Here is a 20112-nt window from a genome sequence, read left to right as displayed (position 1 = left end):
ACGGTCTCAGCTCCACGAATCATGGAGCCATGAAGCTATCCAAGGTGACGGAGTGCAAGGACGAGAATTGTCCTGCCGTGTACGTGTCCGATAGGGGGACGGCCGTGATCCAGGGGGTGCCGGTCGAAGTGGGCACGGAAGGGCTCACCCTGGGAGACGGGGAGTCGGCCGTCGAGCTTCCCCCGAGCGTTGTCCTTGCCGCTGTTGGAGCCCTTCAGGAGGTCACAAGTGATCCTTTCGAACCTGCGTGAGCGGTTCGCGAATTGTCAGAGCTCGGCATGGCGGTTCGAGGCTCAGCCGACCTACACCATGCCTGGTGAGCAGGATGACCTTGAGCTCTGGCGCGCTGGTGAGCCTGTGCCGGAGGGATTCAACTCCGCTTGGCACGAGCGTGTTTCGGGCTATGTCGAACGCGGTGTGTCCATGGGACGTGTCCGCGTTGTCCGCAGGCCGCTCACGGAGTACCTGCGGCATCAGTTCGAGTGGGCCATTCCTGGCAACATCAAGGCTGGGGAGGACATCCGGATCCTGGATCTCACCGAACTTGAGCTTGATCTGCCGTCCCAGGACTTCTGGCTCTTCGACGATCAGATCGTGGTGGATCTCAACTTCAACCCCGACGGTACGATGATCAACCGGGAGCAGCTCGAGAATCCTGACCTCTCGAAGTACCTGAAGTGGCGCGATACAGCGCTCGCGCATTCGGTTGCTTTCCACGAGTTCCATGCTGGAACCTGAGAACGAGAAGCGGGATCGCAGGGATTTAGCTGATTCGCTGAAGCAGTTGCGTAAAGCGGCCGGGCTCTCCGGGGAGAGGCTGGCCGCTCGTGCTGCCATGTCCCAGTCCAAGATCAGCAGGATCGAATCGGGACGGGCCCTTCCCAGCGTTGCCGATGTCGAACGGATCATGCTGGCACTCGATGTGCCGGCGGACGCTCAACTCGACATCCTCACAGCCGCGCGATCGGCCAATGTTGATTACGTCTCGGCTCGTTCGGCGGCCCGGTTGGGAATCTGGCGTCGACAGGCCGAGATCAAGGCGCTGTGCGAAGCATCCACGACGGTTCGGCATTTTCTCCCGGTCATCCCGTCCGGTCTCATTCAGGATCCGGAGTACGCGAGAAGCGTCTTGACTCCGGTTATCGAGGGTGACACCGCGCGTGACGTCGACCGCGCTGTGAAAGCCCGGACGGAAGCCCAGGAAGTCCTCGACGACGAATCCCGGACGTTCCACTTCCTGCTAACGGAGCAGGCTGTGCGACTGAAGCAAGCGTCCGCGCCAGTGATGGTGAAGCAGCTCCGGCACATGGCCACTGCGTCCGAGCGGTCGAACGTGGACCTGGCAATCCTGCCGCACACGGCCTCGATCACGTCGCCGCCGTTGAACATATTCGTGATCTACGACGAGCGCCTTGCCACCGTCGAAATGTTCTCCGGAACCGTCGCTCTCCGGGACTACCGCGATATCTCGTATCACCTCAACGTGTTCGACTACTTTCGGGAGCGAGCAGTTTCGGGAACTGCGGCTCGGCGGCTTCTGAATTCGGTGGCCGACGAGTTTATGCGAGGTCCTGACTAGAACTGGAATTGCGGTTCTCGCTGCGTCTAATTTCGCTTCATGGTGATGTTGAGCGAGGGGCGGACTGATCCCGAAAAGCCCCCGAGGTCGCCGGCGGAGTGCGAAACGCGCAGGCGCACGACGGTTCTCGTCGACGGGCGCAGCTGGCTGGTGTGCCCGGTCGGTGGGCCGGCCTGCTTCCGGGTCGCTGCGGACATGGATCAGATCGCCAGGGACGCTGTCGACTTCCACGCGGAGAACCACTTCCTGGCGTGCGGCTGCCCGTGCTGCGGGCGGTGAGCGATGGCCCGCATCCCGTGCCAGTGGTTGTTCCTCGGCGGCTTCACCTTCCGCTGGGGGAGGGGTGATCCGGCGATCGACGTGCTGCGCGGCGACACCGGGCCCGTGCACGGCAACGGCCGACGAGTCGCCGTGATCCCCGTCGATCGGTCGTGGAAGGACGTCCACGACCTGCACCAACGAGCCCGGTCCTGGTTGCGGGCCACTGCGGCGAAGCGGGCCGGGGTCCGCGAGTGACGCCGCTCGGTGTGCTTTCCTTGGCGGGCGAGGACGGCGTTGAGGAGGTTTGCGGGTGGGGTACGCGGCGAGGTTCGAGGCGGCGCTGGCGGGACTGGAGCTTCCCGGGCGCGTGGGCATCGCGAGCTGGGACCTCCGCGAGAACGCGCCGGTGCTGCGCGGTGCGGAGGTCGAGGTGCACTCGGCCAGCACCATCAAGGTGCTGGTGATGATCACCGCGTTGCGGGCCGTCGCCGACGGGCGCTCGAACCTCGACGAGCTGGTGCCGCTCCCGCCCGAGCGCACCCGGGGGACCGGCGTGCTGTTCGAGATGCCCAGCGTGCCCGCGATCTCGCTGCGCGACCTGATCAACCTGATGATCGTGGTCAGCGACAACGCCGCCACCAACGCCGTCATCGACCAGGTGGGGTTCCGCGCGATCGCCGAGTGCACATCGGACCTGGGCTGCACCGGAACCCGGATCGAGCGGCACATCATGGACACGGAAGCTCCCGGGGTCCTGCGGACCACCGCGCTCGACCAGGCCCGCGTCCTGGCCGCCCTCGCCGAGGGCGAGGCTTTGCCGCCGGAGCTCGCCGAGCACGCCCTGGCGGTGCTGTCGCGGCAGCAGGTCGTGGACCGAATCCCGTTGCTGCTGCCGGAGAACGCGCGCTGCTGGAACAAGACCGGCGAGATCAAGGGGCTGCGTCACGACGTCGCTCTGCTGAGCACCGACGACACCCCGCAGGTGGTGCTGGCCGTGCTCGTCGACCAGCTCACCGACCCGGTGTCCAACAAGGGCTACCGAGGCGGCGACGGCGTCGAGGCCATCGCCGCCATCGGAGAAGCCGCTTGGCGAGCGATGGTTCAGCCGAACACCGGGTTCCACGGAACCGAAGGCGCGTAGAGCGAGCGGATCCCGCTCATCGGGACGTTGTGGCGAAGCTCGGTGTCCCGGTACCGGGCGACCTGCTGGTGCCAGTTGAGAATGCCGGCGAGCCAGTCCTTGAGCTCCTCGGCGTGCTCGTTCAACGCCTCCTGGGCCTCCGGCGACACCTGCCGCTCCTCGTACAGGACGGGCAGTTCCACGTCGACGACGTGCCGGAACTGCTCCATCCGAGCGTTGAACAGCCCGTGCACGATCTCGAAGGCGCGATCGGCGTCGCAGTCCAGGAAGTTCTGCACCACCAGGACCGCGTTGTGGACCTCGCCCTCGAACTCGATCTCCTTGCGGTAGGAGAAGACGTCGTTGAGCATCGTCGCGCAGTCGATCGCGGAGTTCTCCAGGTTCTGCACCGCGCGCGTCTCGTACAGCTCCGGAGGCACCACGTCGCCGTGGGCGAAGCGGGCCAGGCTGATCGTCATGTCCGAACCGAAGGTGGCGCGGCGCATCTCGACGTAGTCCACCGGGTCCGGAACGTGGTTGAGGGCCTGGTTGTCCAGCTCCCACACCCAGCTGTCGATCATCACCTCCACGGCGCTGCGCAGCGACTGCCGCTCCCGGGCGTTCATCGGAGCGGTGGTGCGCCGCCACAGATCGGCCAGACCGCGCTCCATCATGTTGACCGGCACGATCCCCGGCTCACCGGCGTCGGTCATGACCTGCTTCAGCCGTTCGTTCTGCGCCTTCGCGCCCGTCACGTCCCGGACGTGGCCGTAGCGCTGCGGGTAGAGGTCGTCGCCGTAGGTTCCCCACACCAGCCAGTGCGAGGCGAGGTCGAGCTCCTCGATCGAGGCGTCCGGGTCGAGACCGGCGGCGCACAGCGGCAGGTCGTTGAACCGCACCGCCGCCTCGTCCCACACCGGCGGGGCGTCGGCGAACATCCCCATCTCCCGCGACCAGTCCACCGCGTGCTCGCGCGAGACGTCCAGGTGCGGGCACAACCTCAACTCGAACGGCACCTCCAGCTCGGGCCGCTGAACCGGGCCGACCGGCTGGAACGGAACCCTCGTGAAGCTCCGAAGGCGTTGTGGCGCAGTCGAGGCCAGGGACTTGGCGATGTAGGCGCCCGCGGTTCCCAGGCCGGTCGGGCCACCCAGGACCGACGAGATGCCCCCGCCCTCGGGATACCGCCCGGAGGCCATGTGCCACTCGTGCCCGCCGGACTGCCAGTCCTGCAGGCCCTTGGCGTAACACAGCACCGCCAAGCGTCCGACCGGGTCCACCCGGTGCTCCTCGAGCAGCCTCGGCACCTCCGTCAGCGCGGTGTGCTCGAACTGGTGCATCCGCGAGGTCAGCAGGTCGTTGACCGTCTCGGCGGCCTCCTGGGTATCGCAGCCGAGGAACCGCTCGAAGACGAGCACGCCGTTGCTCAGCTCGCCCTCGTCGGTGACCTCGCGCTCGTAGGAGAACAGGTCGTTGCGCAGGTGCACCGTGTCGGAGAACGTGTCGCGCAGGACCTTCAGCGGGCGGGTCGCGGCGAGCTCCGCCGGAACCTCGACCCCCACGGCGTGCTCGACGAGGTTCGCCGACCACGGCGCGCCGCCGACCTTGCGGCGCATCTCGATGTACTCGATGGGGTTGGACAGCCGGTTCTCGCTGATGTTGTGCAGCTCCCACAGGGACTCGTCCAGCAGCGCCGTCGTGCTGCCGGCGAACCGGCGCCGCCAGTCGGCGCTCATCGACGGCACCGTGCGGCGCCACAGGTCCGCCAGCCCGGCCTCCACCGGATTGGTCGGCTGCTCGGTGATGTCGCCCTCCACCGGCATGAACATCCGCAGCCGGTCGAGGTGCTCGCGCGCGGCCGTCAGGTCCGGATCCCGCTTGTAGAGCTCGACGAAGTGGTCGTCGAAGTAGAAGACCCACACGTACCAGTCGGTGACGAGGTCGAGCTCGTCGCCGTCGCAATCGGGGTGGGTGTAGGCGCAGAGCAGGGCGTAGTCGTCGCGGTCCAGATCGGCTTCGGACCAGATCTCCTTGCCCTGCTGCGGAACGTCGATCATCTCCCTCTCACGCGCCCACGCCTTGCTGTGCTCTCGGGCGCGCTGCAGGTTCGGGTTCAGCCGGGCGGGGTAGGACAGGTAGAAGTCGGGCAGTCGGAACGACATGGGTCAGCGGCCTCCCAGAGGTGTGCACCGTCGCTCGCTGACGGAACCAGTGACTCGCCCCGCCGCCAATGCCTCGCCCGAGTTGGCACACGATCGGGCTGCGACATCGCCCGCCCGGCCCAGCGCCGAGATCACCGCTGGTGCACGAACTCCCCGTCGACCATGGTCAGATCCACCCCGCAGCCGCTGATCTCCTCCTGAGGCAGGGCGAACGGGTCGGCGTCGAGCACCACCAGGTCCGCGGCCTTGCCCACCTCGACGGTCCCGGTCTCGTGCTCCACGTGGTTCACCCACGCGCCGCCGGCCGTGTAGGCGGCCAGCGCGTCGACGAGGTCGAGCGCTTCGCCCGGCTCCAGCGGCTCGTCCGACCCCGGCTCGCACCGGGTGACCGCCGCGTGCACGCCGAGCATCGGATCGGCCTCCGAGACCGGCCAGTCGCTGCCGGCCGCGAGCACCGCCCCGGCCGTGCGCAGCGAGCGGAACGGGTACTGCCAGGACGCCCGGGTGTGGCCGAGCTTGGGCGTGGTCAGCTCGGTCATCGCGGCGTCGTTGACGGCCCAGCGCGGCTGGACGGTCGCCGCCACCCCGAGCTCGCGGAAGCGCGCGATGTCACCCGGGTGGACCACCTGCACGTGGGCGATCTGATGGCGCAGCTCCGGCCCGTTGCCGGTGACCGCGTCGAGCGCGTCGCGGACCGCCCGGTCGCCGACCGCGTGGAAGTGCAGCTGGAAGCCCTCGGCGGTCAGCCGCGGCACCGCCTCCGCCAGCTCCTCCGGGGACACGAAGGACAACCCGCGCCCGTCCGGCCCGAGGTAGGGCAACCGGAGCGCGGCGGTGGCGTTCTCGCACACGCCGTCCTGCATGATCTTGACCGTCTCGGCGCGGAAGCGCCGCCCGCGCGCCCGCTCGCGGCGCTCGACGAGGTCGGGGACCTGCTCGACGCCCCGGTCGCGGTCCCACCACAGCGCCCCGCGCACCTTGCCGGTCAGCAGCCCGCGCTCGTCGGCTGCCAGGTAGGTCGGCAGCAGGTCCTCGTAACCCAGGTAGCGGCCGATGATGGCGTCGTGCCAGGAGGTCACCCCGCGCGCGTGCAGGTGGCGCTGTCCCTCCTCCAGCGCTTGGAGGTACTGGGCGGCGCCGGTCACCGGCAGCACGTGCTCCATCAGACGGGTGGCACCCTCGTGCAGCGTTCCGTCCGGGCGGCCCGCCGGATCGCGCTCGATGCGCCCGTCCGGCGGATCCGGTGTGTGCCGGTCGATGCCCGCCAAGCGCAGCGCCACCGAGTTCACCCAGGCGCCGTGGTGGTCGCGGTTGACGAGGTAGGCGGGCCGATCTCCGGTCACCGAGTCCAGCGCGCGCCGGGTCGGCGTCCCGCCGGGGAACTGCGCCATGTCCCAGCCGCCGCCCAGCAACCACGGCGAATCGGGCAGGGCGGTCAGGTGCTCGGCGATCAGCCGCAGGCAATCGGCCCCGCCGGTGGCCGCCGACAGGTCGCAGCGCAACCGGAGCATCCCGCCGTAGACCGGGTGAACGTGCGCATCGTGGAAACCGGGCAGCAGCAGTCGTCCGCCGAGCTCGACGACCTCGGTGCGAGGGCCGATCCGCTCCCGCACCTGGGCGTCGCCGACGGCAGCGATCCGGCCGCCGCGCACCAGGACGGCATCGGAGAACGAGCGCGCGGCGTCCATGGTGGCCACCGGGCCGCCGACGAAGGCCACGTCATCGCGCATGGGGTGATTGTCGCAGGCGCTGCGCACCGGTGGAGCGGCCAGTTGCGCCGAGATCGTCCGGACAGGAGGGACGGCAGGAGGCGGCTCGACCGAACCGCCCCGCTCCCGCCAACGCTGCTACCGACGGTCTCCCGTTATCACCGACACCGCCAGCTCGCGCTGCGGTTCGGAGACCTGCGGGAGGTGAAAGCCCTGCGCTCGGATGTGGTTGAGCAGCTCGGGCTCAGGTGCCACGCCGTGCTGACGCAGGTAGTAACCGACCGCGCCCGGCCAGATCCAGCTGCCGTCGGTGTGGAAGGTCATCGGCACCGACGCGGTCCGCTGCGGGTCGATCCGGTCGTTGTCGTAGCTGCGCGCGGCCAGCACGATCGGAGCCTTCTCCAGGTACTCCGCGACGCGGTCGGCCTCGGCGCGACCGATCTCGGCGCGTTCGGTGATCGGATTGCCCCTGTCGTCGAACACCTCGGCCGTGCGCAGCGACGCCGATGCCTGGTCGGGCTGTCCCTGGGCGGGCTGGGCCTGCGCCGGCTGGGCCGAATCGCCGGCCAGCCACTGCGGTGTCGCCTCGGGCGGGCGCGGGTGCACGCGCAGCTCCTGCGCGTAGGCCGAGGCCGGGGGAGGTGTCTGCCAGTCCGGCTCGTTGTCGCCGTTGAAGTCGACCGCGAAGCTCCCGGGACGCTGCAGCCGGTAGACGGCGCTGACCCAGGTGCCCCGGTCGGACTGGTACATGCCGCTGCGCAACCGCGCGAAGAGATCGGCGACGCCGGCGGGCGCGGCGAGCGGGATGGCGCTGCCGTTGGGGGCGATGAGCCGGGAGACCGTCTCGACGTGGTCGCCGACCGCGCGGTACTCGGTCGTGGACTCCTGCCAGCCGGGAGGCAGCGCACCCACGATCACTCGGCCGATCTCTTGGATCAGCTGCTGCTGCGAGGCCTCGTCCAGCGAACCCGGCGGGTCAGGTTGACTCATGACTCCCATCCTTCCAGTCGTGCAGCGGGGCGATGCACGCCATGACCGCGCTCCGAGGCCGTCGGTTCGATCGCGAACGACGGGTTCCCGAGGGGGCGGTGAAGGCATCACCAGAGCCTTCGATCAGAAGCTTAGAACCAACGCGGCCCCGACGGGGCCAGGTGAGTTGATCTCGTTACGCACCAACCGGATACGCCCGTTTCACACGCCGTCATGCACCCGTTTCGACGCCGTAACGGTTGTCCGAACCGACGATTGTTGACAATCTCAACTCCCCGGCCTTAGCTTCGAGCCATTCGGGCGGATGCGGGAGGTGGTCTTGTGCGAACTGAGTTGAATCTCCTTCCGCGTCCGGCCGGGTCTGCGGACCTTCTCCCCTCGATCAGACCCCTCTTATCCCACATCTGATCGGGCTTTCCGGCTAGCAGGGCGGATCACCGCCCCATCTCGGCATAGCCCCATCGCTTGATCCATCTCGTATGCGCTCTGAAAGGAGGTATTCGCCCATGGGACTCGTCGGCGGCGAACCGCTCATGAAGGTCACCTGGACGGATCCGGTGACGGGAAGCAACGGCTTCCTGGTCGTGCACACCCTGGTATCCGGCCTCGCTACCGGTGGAACCAGGATGCGTGCCGGTTGCACGATGGAAGAGGTAGAGCACCTGGCGCGCGGCATGGCCCGCAAGACCGCGGTGTTCGAGCTGCCCGTGGGCGGAGCCAAGGGCGGAATCGACTGCGACCCGAAGGACCCGCAGGCCAAGGGAGTGCTCCGGCGCTACCTCCACGCGATGCGGCCGTGGCTGGACGCGCACTGGGTGACCGCCGAGGACCTCGGCGTTCCGCAGCACCTGATCGACGACGCCTTCGAAGAGCTGGGAATGCACCAGTCCTACCACGCGGCGATCCGCCGGGCGCCCGACGCGGAGCGCACGCTGCGCCGGGTCCGGGCCGGGCTCAACGCGCCGGTGCCGGGCGGCCTCCTGCTCGGTGACGTGGTCGGCGGCTACGGCGTGGCGCAGTGCTGCCTGGGCGTCGTGCACTCCCGGTCCTGGGGTGCGCAGGAGACGACCGTCGCGGTGCAGGGCGTGGGCACCATGGGCGGCGGAGCGGCCTTCTACCTGCACGAGGCCGGGCTGAAGGTGGTCTCCCTCGCCGACGCCAAGGGCACTCTGTACCACCCGGACGGCCTGGACGTCCCGGCTCTGCTCGAGGCGCGCGACCGCTTCGGCGAGATCGACCGCGACCAGGTCCCGGCCGATGTCGAGCACCTGCCGCGCGAGGCGGTGCTCTCGCAGCAGGTCGACGTGCTGATCCCGGCGGCGGTCTCCTTCGCCATCGGCACCAACCAGGTGCCGGACGTGGCGGCTCGGGTGATCGTCGAGGCGGCCAACAACCCGGTCACGCCCGAGGCCGAGGAGATGCTGGCGGCCAAGGGGATCCCGGTCATCCCGGACTTCGTGGCCAACGCGGGAGCCGCTGCCTGGGCCTGGTGGCTGCTGCTGGGCCGGGTCGACGCCGACCCGGTGCTGTCCTTCCAGGTGCTGCGCGAGGAGATGCTCGCCAAGATCCCGCTGCTGCTGGCGGCGTGGGACACCGAGGGGCACACCCCGCGCGACGCGGCGCTGATGCTGGCCGAGCAGCGCACCGAGCAGAACAGGGTCGCCGAGGAGAGCGGGGAGGCGCTGCTGAGCATCCCGTGACGCGGGCTGCGCGGTCCCCGGGTCGGACGGCCCGGGGACCGCTGCTTGCGTCCGGACGTGTGAACCGCGTGAAAAGTCCTGCGGTGGACCGGATACCGTCTCATGTTGACTGCCTGCGATCAACGTGTGACAACCCGCAACCGTGGTGCTAGCGTGATTTCCGGTTGCGGTTTTGGTCCTTGCAGTGCTGGAAAAGCGCCTGCCAGAACGCAGGCGCTTTTTTCGTGCCGTGGTGCGGCTCGGCGGGCTGCAGGTGACCGGTTCGGCAACCAGGGATCTGCGCAGTGTGGACCCCGGTCAGCAGAAACGGGAGAACAAGGAATGGCTAGCGGTACGGTCAAGTGGTTCAACGCCGAGAAGGGCTACGGGTTCATCACCCCGGACGGTGGTGGCTCTGACGTCTTCGCGCACTACTCCGCCATCGATGCCACCGGGTTCCGCACGCTGGAGGAGAACCAGCGCGTGGAGTTCGAGATCGCCCAGGGGCCCAAGGGGCCTCAGGCGGCGGGCATCCGCACGGTCTGAGACTTCCGGGTTCGTCTGGACGGGTGGCGGTCCGTGGGCGCCGGCCGCCACTCGTCGCAGATGATCTCCCTCTCGCCGATCACCGGCGAGTTTCACCCGATGGGGCAAGGCATCCCGGGGTAGCCTCGGGGCTCGCTGACGTTTGACCAGGTGCGAGGTTTCGGGGAATGCCCCTGCGTGTGGTTGTCGCCGGTGCGACCGGTGTGGTCGGGAGAACTCTGCTGCCGCTGCTGCGGGAGCGCGGTCATCACGTGACCGCGCTGGGGCGCAGGAGTGACCGACTGGAAGAGCTGTCCGCCGACGAGGTCGTGGCAGCTGACGTGCTCGAGCCCGACTCGCTGCGAATACAGCTGCGCCGCAGCGCGCCCGACGTCGTGATCGACCAGACCTCCTCGTTCGGCACCGCGGACCCGCAGGAAGCCCTGCGGCGCACCGCGAAGCTGCGCGAGCGAGGTACCAAGAACCTGCTCGACGCCGCGGTCGGTGCCGGAGCCAGGCGGTTCATCGCGCAGGGCATGACCGCCGCCTACCGCCCGCACGGCCACGATGTCCTCGAAGAGGATTCACCGCTGTGGGTGGACGCCCCGGGCAGCTGGGGCGACGTGGTGCGAGCGCTCGCCTCCATGGAGGAGGAGCTGTTCACCCGCACCGGTATCGAGGGCGTGTCCCTGCGCTACGGCGCGCTGTACGGACCGGACACCCACTACGCGCCCGGTGGTGACGTGCACGCGCGCGTCGTCGGCAGCGAACTGCCGCTCGTCGGTGATGGTGTCGGGCTCACGTCGTTCACCCACGTCGACGACGCGGCGGGGGTGATCCTGGAACTGCTGGAGGGCGGCGACCCCGGCGCCTACAACGTGGTCGACAACGAGCCCGCCGAGTCCAGCGAGTGGCTGCCCGCCTACGCGAGGATGGCCGGCGCTCCCGCGCCGGTCGCGCTGACGGCGGCGCAGGCGAAGTCGCAGTTGGACTGGTTGACCGTGCACCAGCTCGCCGAGCAGCGCGGAGCGAGCAACTTCCGGCTCCGCGAGACCCTGGGCTGGAAGCCCACCTGGCCGAGCTGGCGCGAAGGCTTCGCCTCCCTCTTCGGTCTCTGGCCGGGCTGACCGTCCGAGCTGTGCTGCGCCTCGGCAGGGCCCAGTTTTAGTCCAAACTGAGTGGACATTTCGGGCGTGAGAGCCTCGGTTTGGACTAAAACTGGGAGCGGCCGGGCCCCTTCACCCGAAGAGGGCATCGTGGAGGAGTTCCACCGGGTGCTTGGCCTCCCGGCCCGTTCCGTGGGCGACTTGCTGGCGGCAGGAGACGCCGGTCGCGGCGACCGTCGCCTCGGTCGCGCGCTCGATCGCCGGGAACAGGCGCTGCCCGCCGATGCTCATGGACAACTCGTAGTGCTCGGTCTCGAACCCGAACGACCCGGCCATGCCGCAGCAGCCCGCGTCGAGCACGTCGACCGCCGAGAGGTGGCCCAGCAGGCGAGCCGATGACGTCGTTCCCAACACGGCCTTCTGGTGGCAGTGGCTGTGGAAGAGCGTCTTCGCCGGTCCCGGACGCGGTTTCAAGGTGCCGTCCTCGAGCGCTTCCAGCAGCAGGTCCTCGACCAGGCTCGCACTCGCGGCCACCCGCGAATCGCCCAGCAGTTTCGGGTGCTCGTCGCGCAGCGTCGAGACGCAGGACGGCTCGCACCCGACGATCGGCACGCCGCGCTCGGCCTCCGGCGCCAGCTCGTCGACCAGTTTCGCGGCCACCGCCTTGGCCCGGGGCAGCAGCCCCTTGGAGATCTGCGGGCGCGCGCAGCACACCCCCGACTCGACCCGGACCTGCCAGCCGGCGTGTTCGAGGAGCCGGATCGCCGCCCGGCCGATGTCGGGTTCGGTGTGGCTGGTGAACGAGTCGGCGAGGAACACGACCTCGCCTCGCTCACCCGGGGCGACCCCGGGGGCGGTCGGTGTGGCGGGACGAGATCGGTTCCACCGCACGAGGTCGTCGCGGCGGAAGAGCGGCAGCGGCCGCCGGCTGTCGATGCCGGCGATCCGCTGCATCAGCGCGCGCACCGGGCGCGGCCGGGCGAGCAGGTTGGACAGCGGTGCCGCCGCCGCGCCCAGCCGGTAGAGCCGCCTGGTGGCGCCGAAGATCCGCGAGCGCAGGTCGGTCCCGTGCTGCTCGTGGTGGTGGGCGAGGGCTTCGCTCTTGAGCGTGGCCATGTCCACCGACATGGGGCACTCGTGCTGGCACGCTTTGCACTCCAGGCACAGGTCGAGCACGTCGGCGAGCCGCTCGCTGCCCAGCGCAGCCTTCGGATCGGGTTCTGAGAGGGCGAGCACCAGCGCGTTCGCGCGGCCCCGGGTGGAGTGCTCCTCGTCGCGGGTGGCCATGAACGAGGGACACATCGCGCCGCCCGAGGTCTCGGGCTTGCGGCAGGCGCCGATGCGCTGGCAGCGCTCGGCTTCGCCCCGCATACCGCCGTAGCGGGTGAAGTCGAAGTGCGTCTCGACGGGCGCGGCGACGGGGATCGTGGGCTCGCGCAGGTTGTCGGTCATCGGCGGGGCGTCCACGATCTTGCCGGGATTCATGATGCCCGCCGGGTCGAAGAGGGCTTTGACCTCGCGCATCGCCTCGTAGACGGTGTCGCCGAAGATCTTCCGGTTGAACTCGCTGCGCGCGTACCCGTCCCCGTGCTCGCTGGAGTTCACCCCGCCGTAGGACAGCGCGAGGTCGCAGACCTCCTCGGCGACCTCGCGCATGGTGGCGACCTGATCGGGACGGGTGAGGTCCATGAAGGGGCGCACGTGCAGGCATCCGGCCGAGGCGTGGCCGTAGAACCCGGCGCGCAACCCGTGGTCGTCGAGGATCTCGGCGAACCGGGTCGTGTACTCGGCCAGGTGTTCCGGGGGTACGGCGGTGTCCTCGACGAAGGCCACCGACCGCTCGGTGGAGTTGCCCGCGGCCATCAGCAGCCCGAGCCCGGACTTGCGCAGCGCCCGCAGCGGCGCCAGCTCCGAGTCGGTGGAGGCCAGCCGCGTCGCATACCCGTGGCCTTCGCTGTGCCACGCGGCGACGAGCTCCGCGGCCCCGGCGCGGGCCTCCTCGACGGTGTCGCCGTAGAACTCGGCGAACATCAGCGCGCGCGGATCGCCTTCCAGCGCACCGAAGAGGTGCCGGTGTTCGGGTGACCGCCGGGCGAGGTCGAGGATGAAGTTGTCCACCATCTCGATCCCAGCGGCCCCGGTGCGCATCGCCGCGTCGGTGCCCGCGATGCAGGCGGACGTGGAGTCGAAGTGCCCCACGACCATGACGGTGGCTCGGGGCTTGGGTGTGAGCCGGACGAGCGCCTCGGTGACGGTGACCAGAGTTCCCTCGGAACCGACGACGAACTTCGCCAGGTCGAACGGTCCCTCGGCCAGCCGGTCGAGCCGGTACCCGCCTGCCCGCCGCCAGAACTGCCGGCTCTGCTCGGCCAGGCCGGGTCGTGCCGAGTCGACGATGTTGGGCAAGCCCCGGTGGATGCGGCCGAGCAGATCGTCCGAAGTGGAGGGACCGCCGGTTCCCAGCGACGCCGGAGTCCCGTCGGAGAGCACGACTTCCAGGCGTTCGACGTGGTCGATGGTCATGCCGTACCGGGCCGAGCGCGAACCGCAGGAGTTGTTGCCGATCATGCCGCCGAGCGTGGCCCGGTTGCTGGTGGAGGTGTCGGGGGCGAAGAACAGCCCGTGCGCGCCGGCCGCGAGGTTCAGCTCGTCCTGCACGAGTCCGGGCTGGACCCGCGCGAGGAGGTTCTCCGGATCCAGCTCCAGGATCCGGTTCATGTGCTTGGAGAAGTCCAGCGCGACCGCGTCCCCGACGGTCTGCCCGCAGTGGCTGGTCCCGGCGCCGCGGGGGAGGACGGCGACACCGGCCTCCGCGCACATCCGGACGGTGGTGGCGACGTCCTCGGCGTGACGCGGGAAGACCACGCCCGCCGGGAGAACCCGGTACATGCTGGCGTCGGTGGAGTAGAGGTGGCGGGTGTAGTCGTCGAAACGGACGTTGCCGTCCAGGTTTCGGGCGAGTTCGGTGGCGATCCCTGCGGTGGCGGCGTTGCGCACTGGGTTTCCCTCCAGCGTTTTCCAGCCGATTTCACGGCTGCGACCGGCTAGAACCGTTGTCAAGGGGGAAGTGAGCCACTTGACATGATCGGCGTACTGTCTACAGAATTCAACCCGCCGAGACTTGGTTTTCACATGCCGGAAGAGCGTCCTCACCGTGGAGGAACGAATGTCCGTTGCCAGCAGTCGCCACTTCCTGCAGATCCCGGGACCGACCAACGTTCCCGACCGGGTGCTGCACGCGATCGCCAAGCCCACCATCGACCACCGGGGCCCGGACTTCGCCGACCTCGCCCTGGAGGTCTTCGACAAACTCCGCGCCGTGGTGCGCACTTCCGCTGACGTCGTGATCTACCCGTCCTCGGGAACCGGGGCGTGGGAGGCCGCGCTGGTCAACACGCTCTCACCCGGCGACGCAGTGCTGATGTGCGAAACCGGGCACTTCTCCGGGCTCTGGTCCGAACTGGCGAGCACTCTCGGCCTGCGGCCCGAGACGATCGCGGGGGACTGGCGCAGCGGCGCTGATCCCGGTGCCATCGAGCAGCGCCTGCGCGCCGACACCGAGCACCGGATCAAGGCCGTCGCGGTGGTGCACAACGAGACCTCGACCGGGGTGGTCAGCGACATCCCCGCCGTGCGCGCCGCCCTCGACGCCGCCGACCACCCGGCGTTGCTGCTGGTGGACACGATCTCCTCGCTGGGATCGGTGGACTACCGGCACGACGACTGGGGCGTGGACGTCACCATCAGCTGCTCGCAGAAGGGCCTGATGCTGCCGCCGGGCATCGGGATCAACGCCATCAGCGCCAAGGCGCTGCTGGCCGCGCGGTCCTCGACGCTGCTCAAGTCGTACTGGGACTGGCAGCCGATGCTCGACTCGGGCAAGCAGGGCTACTTCCGCTTCACCCCGCCGACGAACCTGCTCTTCGGCCTGCGCGAAGCGCTGTCGATGCTCCTGGAGGAAGGGCTCGACGAGGTCGTCGCACGGCACGACCGGCACGCCGCGGCGACCCGGGCAGCGGTGCGCGCCTGGGGTCTCGAGATCCTCTGCCGCGAGCCGGGAACCGCGCCCGGCACCCACCACAGCAGCGCGCTGACGGCGGTGGTGATGCCACCGGGCCACGACGCTGACGACCTGCGCGAGATCATCCTGGACCGCTTCGACACCTCGCTGGGCGCAGGACTGTCCAAAGTGGCCAAGAAGGTGTTCCGCATCGGACATCTCGGCGCCTTCAACGACGCCACCCTGCTCGGCACCCTCGGTGTCGTCGAAGCAGGTCTCGGGCTGGCGGGAGTCCCGCACCGGACCGGCGGCGTCACCGCCGCGATCGCCGAGCTGACCGGCAGATCGGGGGAGTGACGATGTCCGCCGAGCTCATCTCGATCCTGGCCCTGGTGGCGATCTTCGTCATCACCGGCGTGTTCTCGGTGAACATGGGAGCGCTGGCCTTCGCCGCGGCGTTCCTGGTCGGCACGCTGGCCGGCGGCATGGACTCCGACGGCATCCTCGCCGGATTCCCCGGCGACATCTTCATGGTCCTCGTCGGCGTGACCTACCTGTTCGCCATCGCCCGGGCCGACGGCACCATCGACTGGCTGGTCTACCGGTCGGTGCAGCTGGTGCGGGGCAGGCTCGCGCTGGTGCCGTGGGTGATGCTCGCGGTCTCGGCGCTGCTGACCGCCATCGGTGCGGTGCCGCCCGCGGCCGTGGCGATCATCGCGCCGGTCGCGATGGGACTGGCCGCCCGGCACGGGATCAGCCCGCTGCTGATGTCGGTGATGGTCGTGCACGGCACGATGGTCGGCGGCTTCTCGCCGATCTCGGTGTTCGGCGTCATCGTCAACGGCGTCGTCGACGACAGCGGACTCCCCGGCAGCCCGCTGTTCCTCTTCTTCGCCAGCTTCGCGCTCAACCTGGTCTTCGCGGCGGTCGCCTTCGTCCTGCTGGGAGGCCGGAGGCCCGCAGAGCTCCCGGTCCCGGCGGACGCACCCGGGGCGGCGCGCGATGACGCGCTGCTGACACGGGTGGAGATGAGCCGGGACAAGGCGCTGACCCTGCTGGGCATCCTGACGATGGTCGTGCTGACGCTGTTCCTGGAGCTCGACATCGGACTGGTGGCGATCACCGTCGCCGTGGTGCTCGGCGTGATCTCCCCGCAGGCGCACCGCGATGCGGTCAAGAACGTCACCTGGCCGACCGTGCTGCTGATCTGCGGCGTGCTCACGTACGTCAGCGTGCTGCAGGAGCTGGGCACCGTGGACTACGTGAGCCACGCGGTCAGCAGCATCGGCGTCCCGCTGCTGTCGGCGTTCCTGCTGTGCCTCATCGGCGCGGTGGTGTCGGCCTTCGCGTCGTCGACCGGTCTGCTCGGTGCCCTGATCCCGCTCGCGGTGCCGCTCATGGCCGCCGGTCAGGTGGGAGTGGCCGGCATGGTCGCCGCACTGGCGATCGCCTCGACGGTGGTCGACATCAGCCCGTTCTCCACCAGTGGCGCCATCATGCTCGCCAACTCCCGTGAGCCCGAACGGGATTCGGTGTTCAAGGGACTCGCCCTCTACGGCGGAGCCATGGTCGTCATCGCACCGGTCGTCGTCTGGATCACCATGATCCTCCCCGGGATCAACTGACCGCCGCTCCGGAGAACCCCCCGCGTCATCGTGCGCGAGTCGGCGCGGGTGGGGAGGGGAGAAGGTCACACGGGCTGGGATCGGTCCGTTCGGCCGTCTAGGTTCGCACCGGGAGGACCTGCGTTCGAAGCCTGGGAGAGAAGAGGCGATGATCTCCACCGACGCGCTGCGGGAGCTGCTGCCCGGAGGCCGTGTGTTCGACGATCCGGACGTGCTGACCGCGCACAGCAGGGACCGGGCCACGTTCTGCCCGGCGGGAACCCCGCTGGCGCTGGTGCGGGCGCGCGACACCGGTGACGTCTCGGCGGTGCTGAAGTGGGCCCACGACAACCGGGTGCCGGTCGTGCCGCAGGGAGCGCGGTCGGGCCTGTCCGGTGCGGCCAACGCGCTCGACGGTTGCCTGCTGCTGTCGCTGGAGAAGATGGACGCCATCCTCGACGTCGACGCCGAGGAGCAGCTGGCGGTGGTGCAGCCGGGCGTGGTCAACGGCGTGCTCGCCGCCACCGTGGCCGAGAAGGGCCTGTTCTACCCGCCGGACCCGGGTTCGCGCAGCATCTCCACCATCGGCGGCAACGTCTCCACCAACGCCGGCGGCATGTGCTGCGTGAAGTACGGCGTGACCGGTGACTTCGTCCGCGGGCTGGAGGTCGTGCTGGCCGATGGCCGGGTGATGCGCGCGGGTCGCCGCACCGCCAAGGGCGTCGCCGGCTACGACCTGACGCGACTGGTGGTCGGCGCCGAGGGAACACTCGGCGTGGTCACCGAGGTGACCGTGGCGCTGCGCCCGGCGGAAGCCCAGCCGCTGACCGCCGTCGCGTTCTTCCCCGAGGTCGTCGACGCCGCCCGCACCGTCACCGGCTACCTCGCCGGAGGTCACCGCCCCTCGGTGCTGGAGTTCATGGACGCCTCGTCGGTCAAGGCGGTCCAGCAGATCGCCGACCTCGGTTTCCCCGAGGGCATGGCCGCGATGTTGCTGGTGCAGTCCGATCGGGGCGACCAGGCCCCGGCCGACCTCGCCGCCTTCGGCGAGGTGGCCCGTGCGAGAGGCGCGGCCGAGGTCGTGGTCTCCGACAGCGCCGCCGAGGGCGAGATGCTGATGCAGGCCCGCCGACTGGTCGGCGACGCCCACGAGAAGCTCGGCAAGGCGCTGCTCATCGACGACGTGTGCGTGCCGCGCAGGCACCTGGCCGACCTGGTCGAGGGGTTGCAGCGCATCGCCGAGCATCACCGCGTGCAAGTGCTGTGCTCCGGGCACGCCGGTGATGGGAACATGCACCCCGTGGTCGCCTTCGACGACGCGGACGCGGCCGAGACCGAACGTGCGCAGCAGGCCTTCGACGCGATCATGCGGCTCGGCCTGGACCTGGGCGGCACCATCACCGGCGAGCACGGCGTCGGCCAGCTCAAGCGGGCGTGGCTGGGGCGGGAGCTCGACGAGACGGGGCTGTGGGCCTCGCGCGCGATCAAGAGCGCCCTCGACCCCCACAACATCCTCAACCCCACGCGGGTCCTGCCATGAGACGACGCCGGGCCCCCGGCAACCGGGGGCCCGGCGTCGTCGTGGCGGTCAGCGGTCGTAGTCGTCCTCGACCGGGACCGCCCGGTACTGCTCGGAGACGTCGGCCGGGTCCGCGTCGAACGGCGTCTCGGTCGGCCCGGCCTCGTCGTCCTCGGGCAGGTCCTCGGCTCGGCGCAGCTGCTCCGCGGCGTCGGCCTCGGGCGTCTCCGGATTCATCGAACCTCCAAGGTGGTGGACTGGGGCACCACCGACCGTAGCTCCGATCGGCGGTGCCCGTCGCTCAGTCCTCGGTCGCCTGACCGGTGCGCCGCGCGAGGTGTGCGTGCGTGCGGCCGTAGGCGAAGTAGATCACCAGGCCCAGCACCAGCCACGCGGCGAACCGCAGCCAGGTGATCACGTCGAGGTTCGACATGAGGTACAGGCACGCCACGGCGGTGATGACCGGCAGCACCGGCGACAGCGGCATCCGGAACGGCCGGTGCAGGTCCGGCTTGGTCCGCCGCAGCACCGGCACGGCCAGCGCCACGATCAGGAACCCGGACAGCGCGCCGATGCTGACCATGTCGGACAGCTCCGAGATGGGGATGAACCCGCCGAGCAGCATGATCACCACGGCGCCACCGATGGTCATCCGGTGCGGGGTGCCCCACTTCGAGTGGACCTGCGAGAGCTTCGGCGGCAGCAGGCCGTCGCGGCTCATCGCGAAGCCGATGCGCCCGATCGTCACCAGCTCCACCATCATGACCGAGGTCAGGCCGGTCACCGCGCCGAGCGAGATCAACGCGGCCACCCACGGCTGGCCGACGGATTGGAACGCCGCGGCCAGCGGAGCCCCTTCGTCGATCTGCCGGTAGTCGACCATCGCGGCCAGCACGACGGCCACCAGGACGTAGAGCAGCGTGCACACGATGAGGCTGCCCAGCAGACCGGTCGGCAGGTCGCGGTGCGGGCGCTTGGTCTCCTCGCCGAGGTTGGCCAGCGCCTCGAAACCGGTGTAGGCGAAGAACACGATGGCAGCGGCGGTGAGAACGCCGCCGAAGCCGTAGACCGACTGGTCCAAGCCGAGCAGAGCCGACACCAGCGGCTGCTCCAGCACGGTGGCTCCGCTCTCCGCGGGCTGGGCCGGCGGGATGAACGGGTGCAGATTGGCGCCGTTGAAGAAGAACAGCCCGGCCACGATGACCAGCACGCACACGGCGACCTTGACCACGACCAGCGCGTTGGTCACCCAGGAGGACTCGCGGATGCCGATGACCGCCACCGCGGTCAGCACCGCGATGATCAGGATGGCGCCGAAGTTGACCGTGGCGTCCTCGCCGAACCACGCCTCCGGCAGGCCGAGCAGGTTGGCGATGTAGCCCGACCAGCTCCGCGACACCACCGCCGCGCCCAGGGCGAACTCCAGCAGCAGGTCCCAGCCGATGATCCAGGCGAACAGCTCGCCCAGCGTCGCGTAGGCGTAGGTGTACGCGCTGCCGGCGGTGGGCACCGCGGAGGCCAGCTCGGCGTAGGCCAACGCCGCCAGCGCGGCCACGATGCCGCCGATGATGAAGGACAGCACCACGGCGGGACCGGCGTGGTCCTTGGCTTCCACCCCGGCGAGGGTGAAGACACCGGTGCCGATGATGATTCCGATGCCGAACCCGACGAGCTCCTTGCCGGTGAGCCTGCGGACCAAGCCGCTCCGCTCACCCCGGGCGAGGACGTCCTCGACGGGCAGCGTTCGCAGAATGTTCACGGGCCCGCACGTTAGAAGATCGCACCCCGGATGCCCCGGACGACCTCGCGGAGTGTGACCCGACTGGTACTCAACATCACCCTCCGTGCGCGCCGAGGT

17 protein-coding genes are annotated in these 20112 nt (G+C 69.6%); 11 read left to right on the top strand and 6 right to left on the bottom strand.

Annotation, left to right across the window (positions count from 1 at the left end):
- The first annotated feature begins 228 nt into the window (after positions 1-228).
- Genes FHU35_RS15005 through FHU35_RS14985 form a run of 5 tightly spaced genes read left to right on the top strand, consistent with a single transcriptional unit; the run spans position 229 to position 2981 of the window.
- Positions 229-738 (top strand): DUF6879 family protein, encoded by a 510-nt coding sequence (locus tag FHU35_RS15005; RefSeq protein WP_145739742.1) that lies wholly within the window; start codon positions 229-231, stop codon positions 736-738.
- Positions 725-1579, top strand: coding sequence for a helix-turn-helix domain-containing protein (locus tag FHU35_RS15000; RefSeq protein ID WP_145739740.1), 855 nt, complete (start codon positions 725-727; stop codon positions 1577-1579). The genes FHU35_RS15005 and FHU35_RS15000 overlap by 14 nt, the downstream gene beginning before the upstream one ends.
- Before the next feature lie 39 nt (positions 1580-1618).
- The gene (locus tag FHU35_RS14995; RefSeq protein WP_145739738.1) at positions 1619-1858 is read left to right on the top strand and encodes a hypothetical protein; all 240 of its coding nucleotides are present in this window, start codon (positions 1619-1621) and stop codon (positions 1856-1858) included.
- Positions 1859-1861: 3 nt separating this feature from the next.
- The gene (locus FHU35_RS14990; RefSeq protein WP_145739736.1) at positions 1862-2095 is read left to right on the top strand and encodes a hypothetical protein; all 234 of its coding nucleotides are present in this window, start codon (positions 1862-1864) and stop codon (positions 2093-2095) included.
- A 55-nt stretch (positions 2096-2150) separates the two neighbouring features.
- Positions 2151-2981 (top strand): serine hydrolase, encoded by an 831-nt coding sequence (locus tag FHU35_RS14985; RefSeq protein WP_145739734.1) that lies wholly within the window; start codon positions 2151-2153, stop codon positions 2979-2981.
- On the opposite strand, the gene FHU35_RS14980 is transcribed toward FHU35_RS14985, so the two are convergent.
- The 3 genes from FHU35_RS14980 to FHU35_RS14970 form a co-directional block, all read right to left on the bottom strand.
- A complete protein-coding gene (locus FHU35_RS14980) occupies positions 2942-5122 on the bottom strand; it encodes a terpene synthase family protein (RefSeq protein ID WP_145739732.1) in 2181 nt (726 codons plus the stop codon). The genes FHU35_RS14985 and FHU35_RS14980 overlap by 40 nt on opposite strands.
- A gap of 131 nt (positions 5123-5253) precedes the next feature.
- Entirely contained in the window at positions 5254-6852 is a 1599-nt protein-coding gene (locus tag FHU35_RS14975; RefSeq protein ID WP_145739730.1) for an amidohydrolase, read from the bottom strand.
- Positions 6853-6969: 117 nt separating this feature from the next.
- Positions 6970-7821, bottom strand: a complete 852-nt coding sequence (locus tag FHU35_RS14970; protein WP_145739728.1) for a hypothetical protein — start codon at positions 7819-7821, stop codon at positions 6970-6972.
- A gap of 506 nt (positions 7822-8327) precedes the next feature.
- Here FHU35_RS14970 and FHU35_RS14965 point away from each other — a divergent pair.
- The 3 genes from FHU35_RS14965 to FHU35_RS14955 all read left to right on the top strand — a co-directional run bounded on the left by FHU35_RS14965 (position 8328) and on the right by FHU35_RS14955 (position 11152).
- Positions 8328-9521 carry a Glu/Leu/Phe/Val family dehydrogenase gene (locus tag FHU35_RS14965; RefSeq protein ID WP_145739727.1) on the top strand — a complete coding sequence of 398 codons (1194 nt, stop codon included), beginning with the start codon at positions 8328-8330 and terminating at the stop codon, positions 9519-9521.
- 321 nt (positions 9522-9842) lie between these two features.
- Positions 9843-10046, top strand: coding sequence for a cold-shock protein (locus tag FHU35_RS14960; protein WP_145739725.1), 204 nt, complete (start codon positions 9843-9845; stop codon positions 10044-10046).
- 167 nt (positions 10047-10213) lie between these two features.
- Complete coding sequence (locus FHU35_RS14955) at positions 10214-11152, top strand: NAD-dependent epimerase/dehydratase family protein (RefSeq protein ID WP_145739723.1); 939 nt, start codon at positions 10214-10216, stop codon at positions 11150-11152.
- Between the two features lie 111 nt (positions 11153-11263).
- Here FHU35_RS14955 and FHU35_RS14950 read toward each other — a convergent pair whose 3' ends face one another.
- Positions 11264-14128 carry an FAD-binding and (Fe-S)-binding domain-containing protein gene (locus tag FHU35_RS14950; RefSeq protein WP_246110303.1) on the bottom strand — a complete coding sequence of 955 codons (2865 nt, stop codon included), beginning with the start codon at positions 14126-14128 and terminating at the stop codon, positions 11264-11266.
- Between the two features lie 169 nt (positions 14129-14297).
- On the opposite strand from FHU35_RS14950, the gene FHU35_RS14945 reads away from it, so the two are divergent.
- The 3 genes from FHU35_RS14945 (at position 14298) to FHU35_RS14935 (ending at position 18275) form a co-directional block, all read left to right on the top strand.
- On the top strand, positions 14298-15488 hold the full coding sequence (locus FHU35_RS14945) for a pyridoxal-phosphate-dependent aminotransferase family protein (RefSeq protein ID WP_145739721.1): 1191 nt from the start codon (positions 14298-14300) through the stop codon (positions 15486-15488).
- 2 nt (positions 15489-15490) lie between these two features.
- Positions 15491-16756, top strand: coding sequence for an SLC13 family permease (locus tag FHU35_RS14940; protein ID WP_145739719.1), 1266 nt, complete (start codon positions 15491-15493; stop codon positions 16754-16756).
- A 148-nt stretch (positions 16757-16904) separates the two neighbouring features.
- Positions 16905-18275 carry an FAD-binding oxidoreductase gene (locus FHU35_RS14935; protein WP_145739717.1) on the top strand — a complete coding sequence of 457 codons (1371 nt, stop codon included), beginning with the start codon at positions 16905-16907 and terminating at the stop codon, positions 18273-18275.
- 48 nt (positions 18276-18323) lie between these two features.
- Here the strand turns inward: FHU35_RS14935 and FHU35_RS29300 are convergent, their stop codons facing one another.
- Both FHU35_RS29300 and FHU35_RS14930 read right to left on the bottom strand, forming a co-directional pair.
- On the bottom strand, positions 18324-18491 hold the full coding sequence (locus FHU35_RS29300; protein WP_186459421.1) for a hypothetical protein: 168 nt from the start codon (positions 18489-18491) through the stop codon (positions 18324-18326).
- Between the two features lie 64 nt (positions 18492-18555).
- Positions 18556-20013, bottom strand: a complete 1458-nt coding sequence (locus FHU35_RS14930) for an amino acid permease (RefSeq protein ID WP_145739715.1) — start codon at positions 20011-20013, stop codon at positions 18556-18558.
- Positions 20014-20112: the final 99 nt, after the last annotated feature.

Source organism: Saccharopolyspora dendranthemae, from assembly GCF_007829955.1.
In the GTDB taxonomy this organism is placed as follows: Bacteria; Actinomycetota; Actinomycetes; order Mycobacteriales; family Pseudonocardiaceae; genus Saccharopolyspora; species Saccharopolyspora dendranthemae.
Note: the sequence above shows the minus strand (reverse complement) of the source record. Positions and strands in the feature narration are given on the sequence as shown.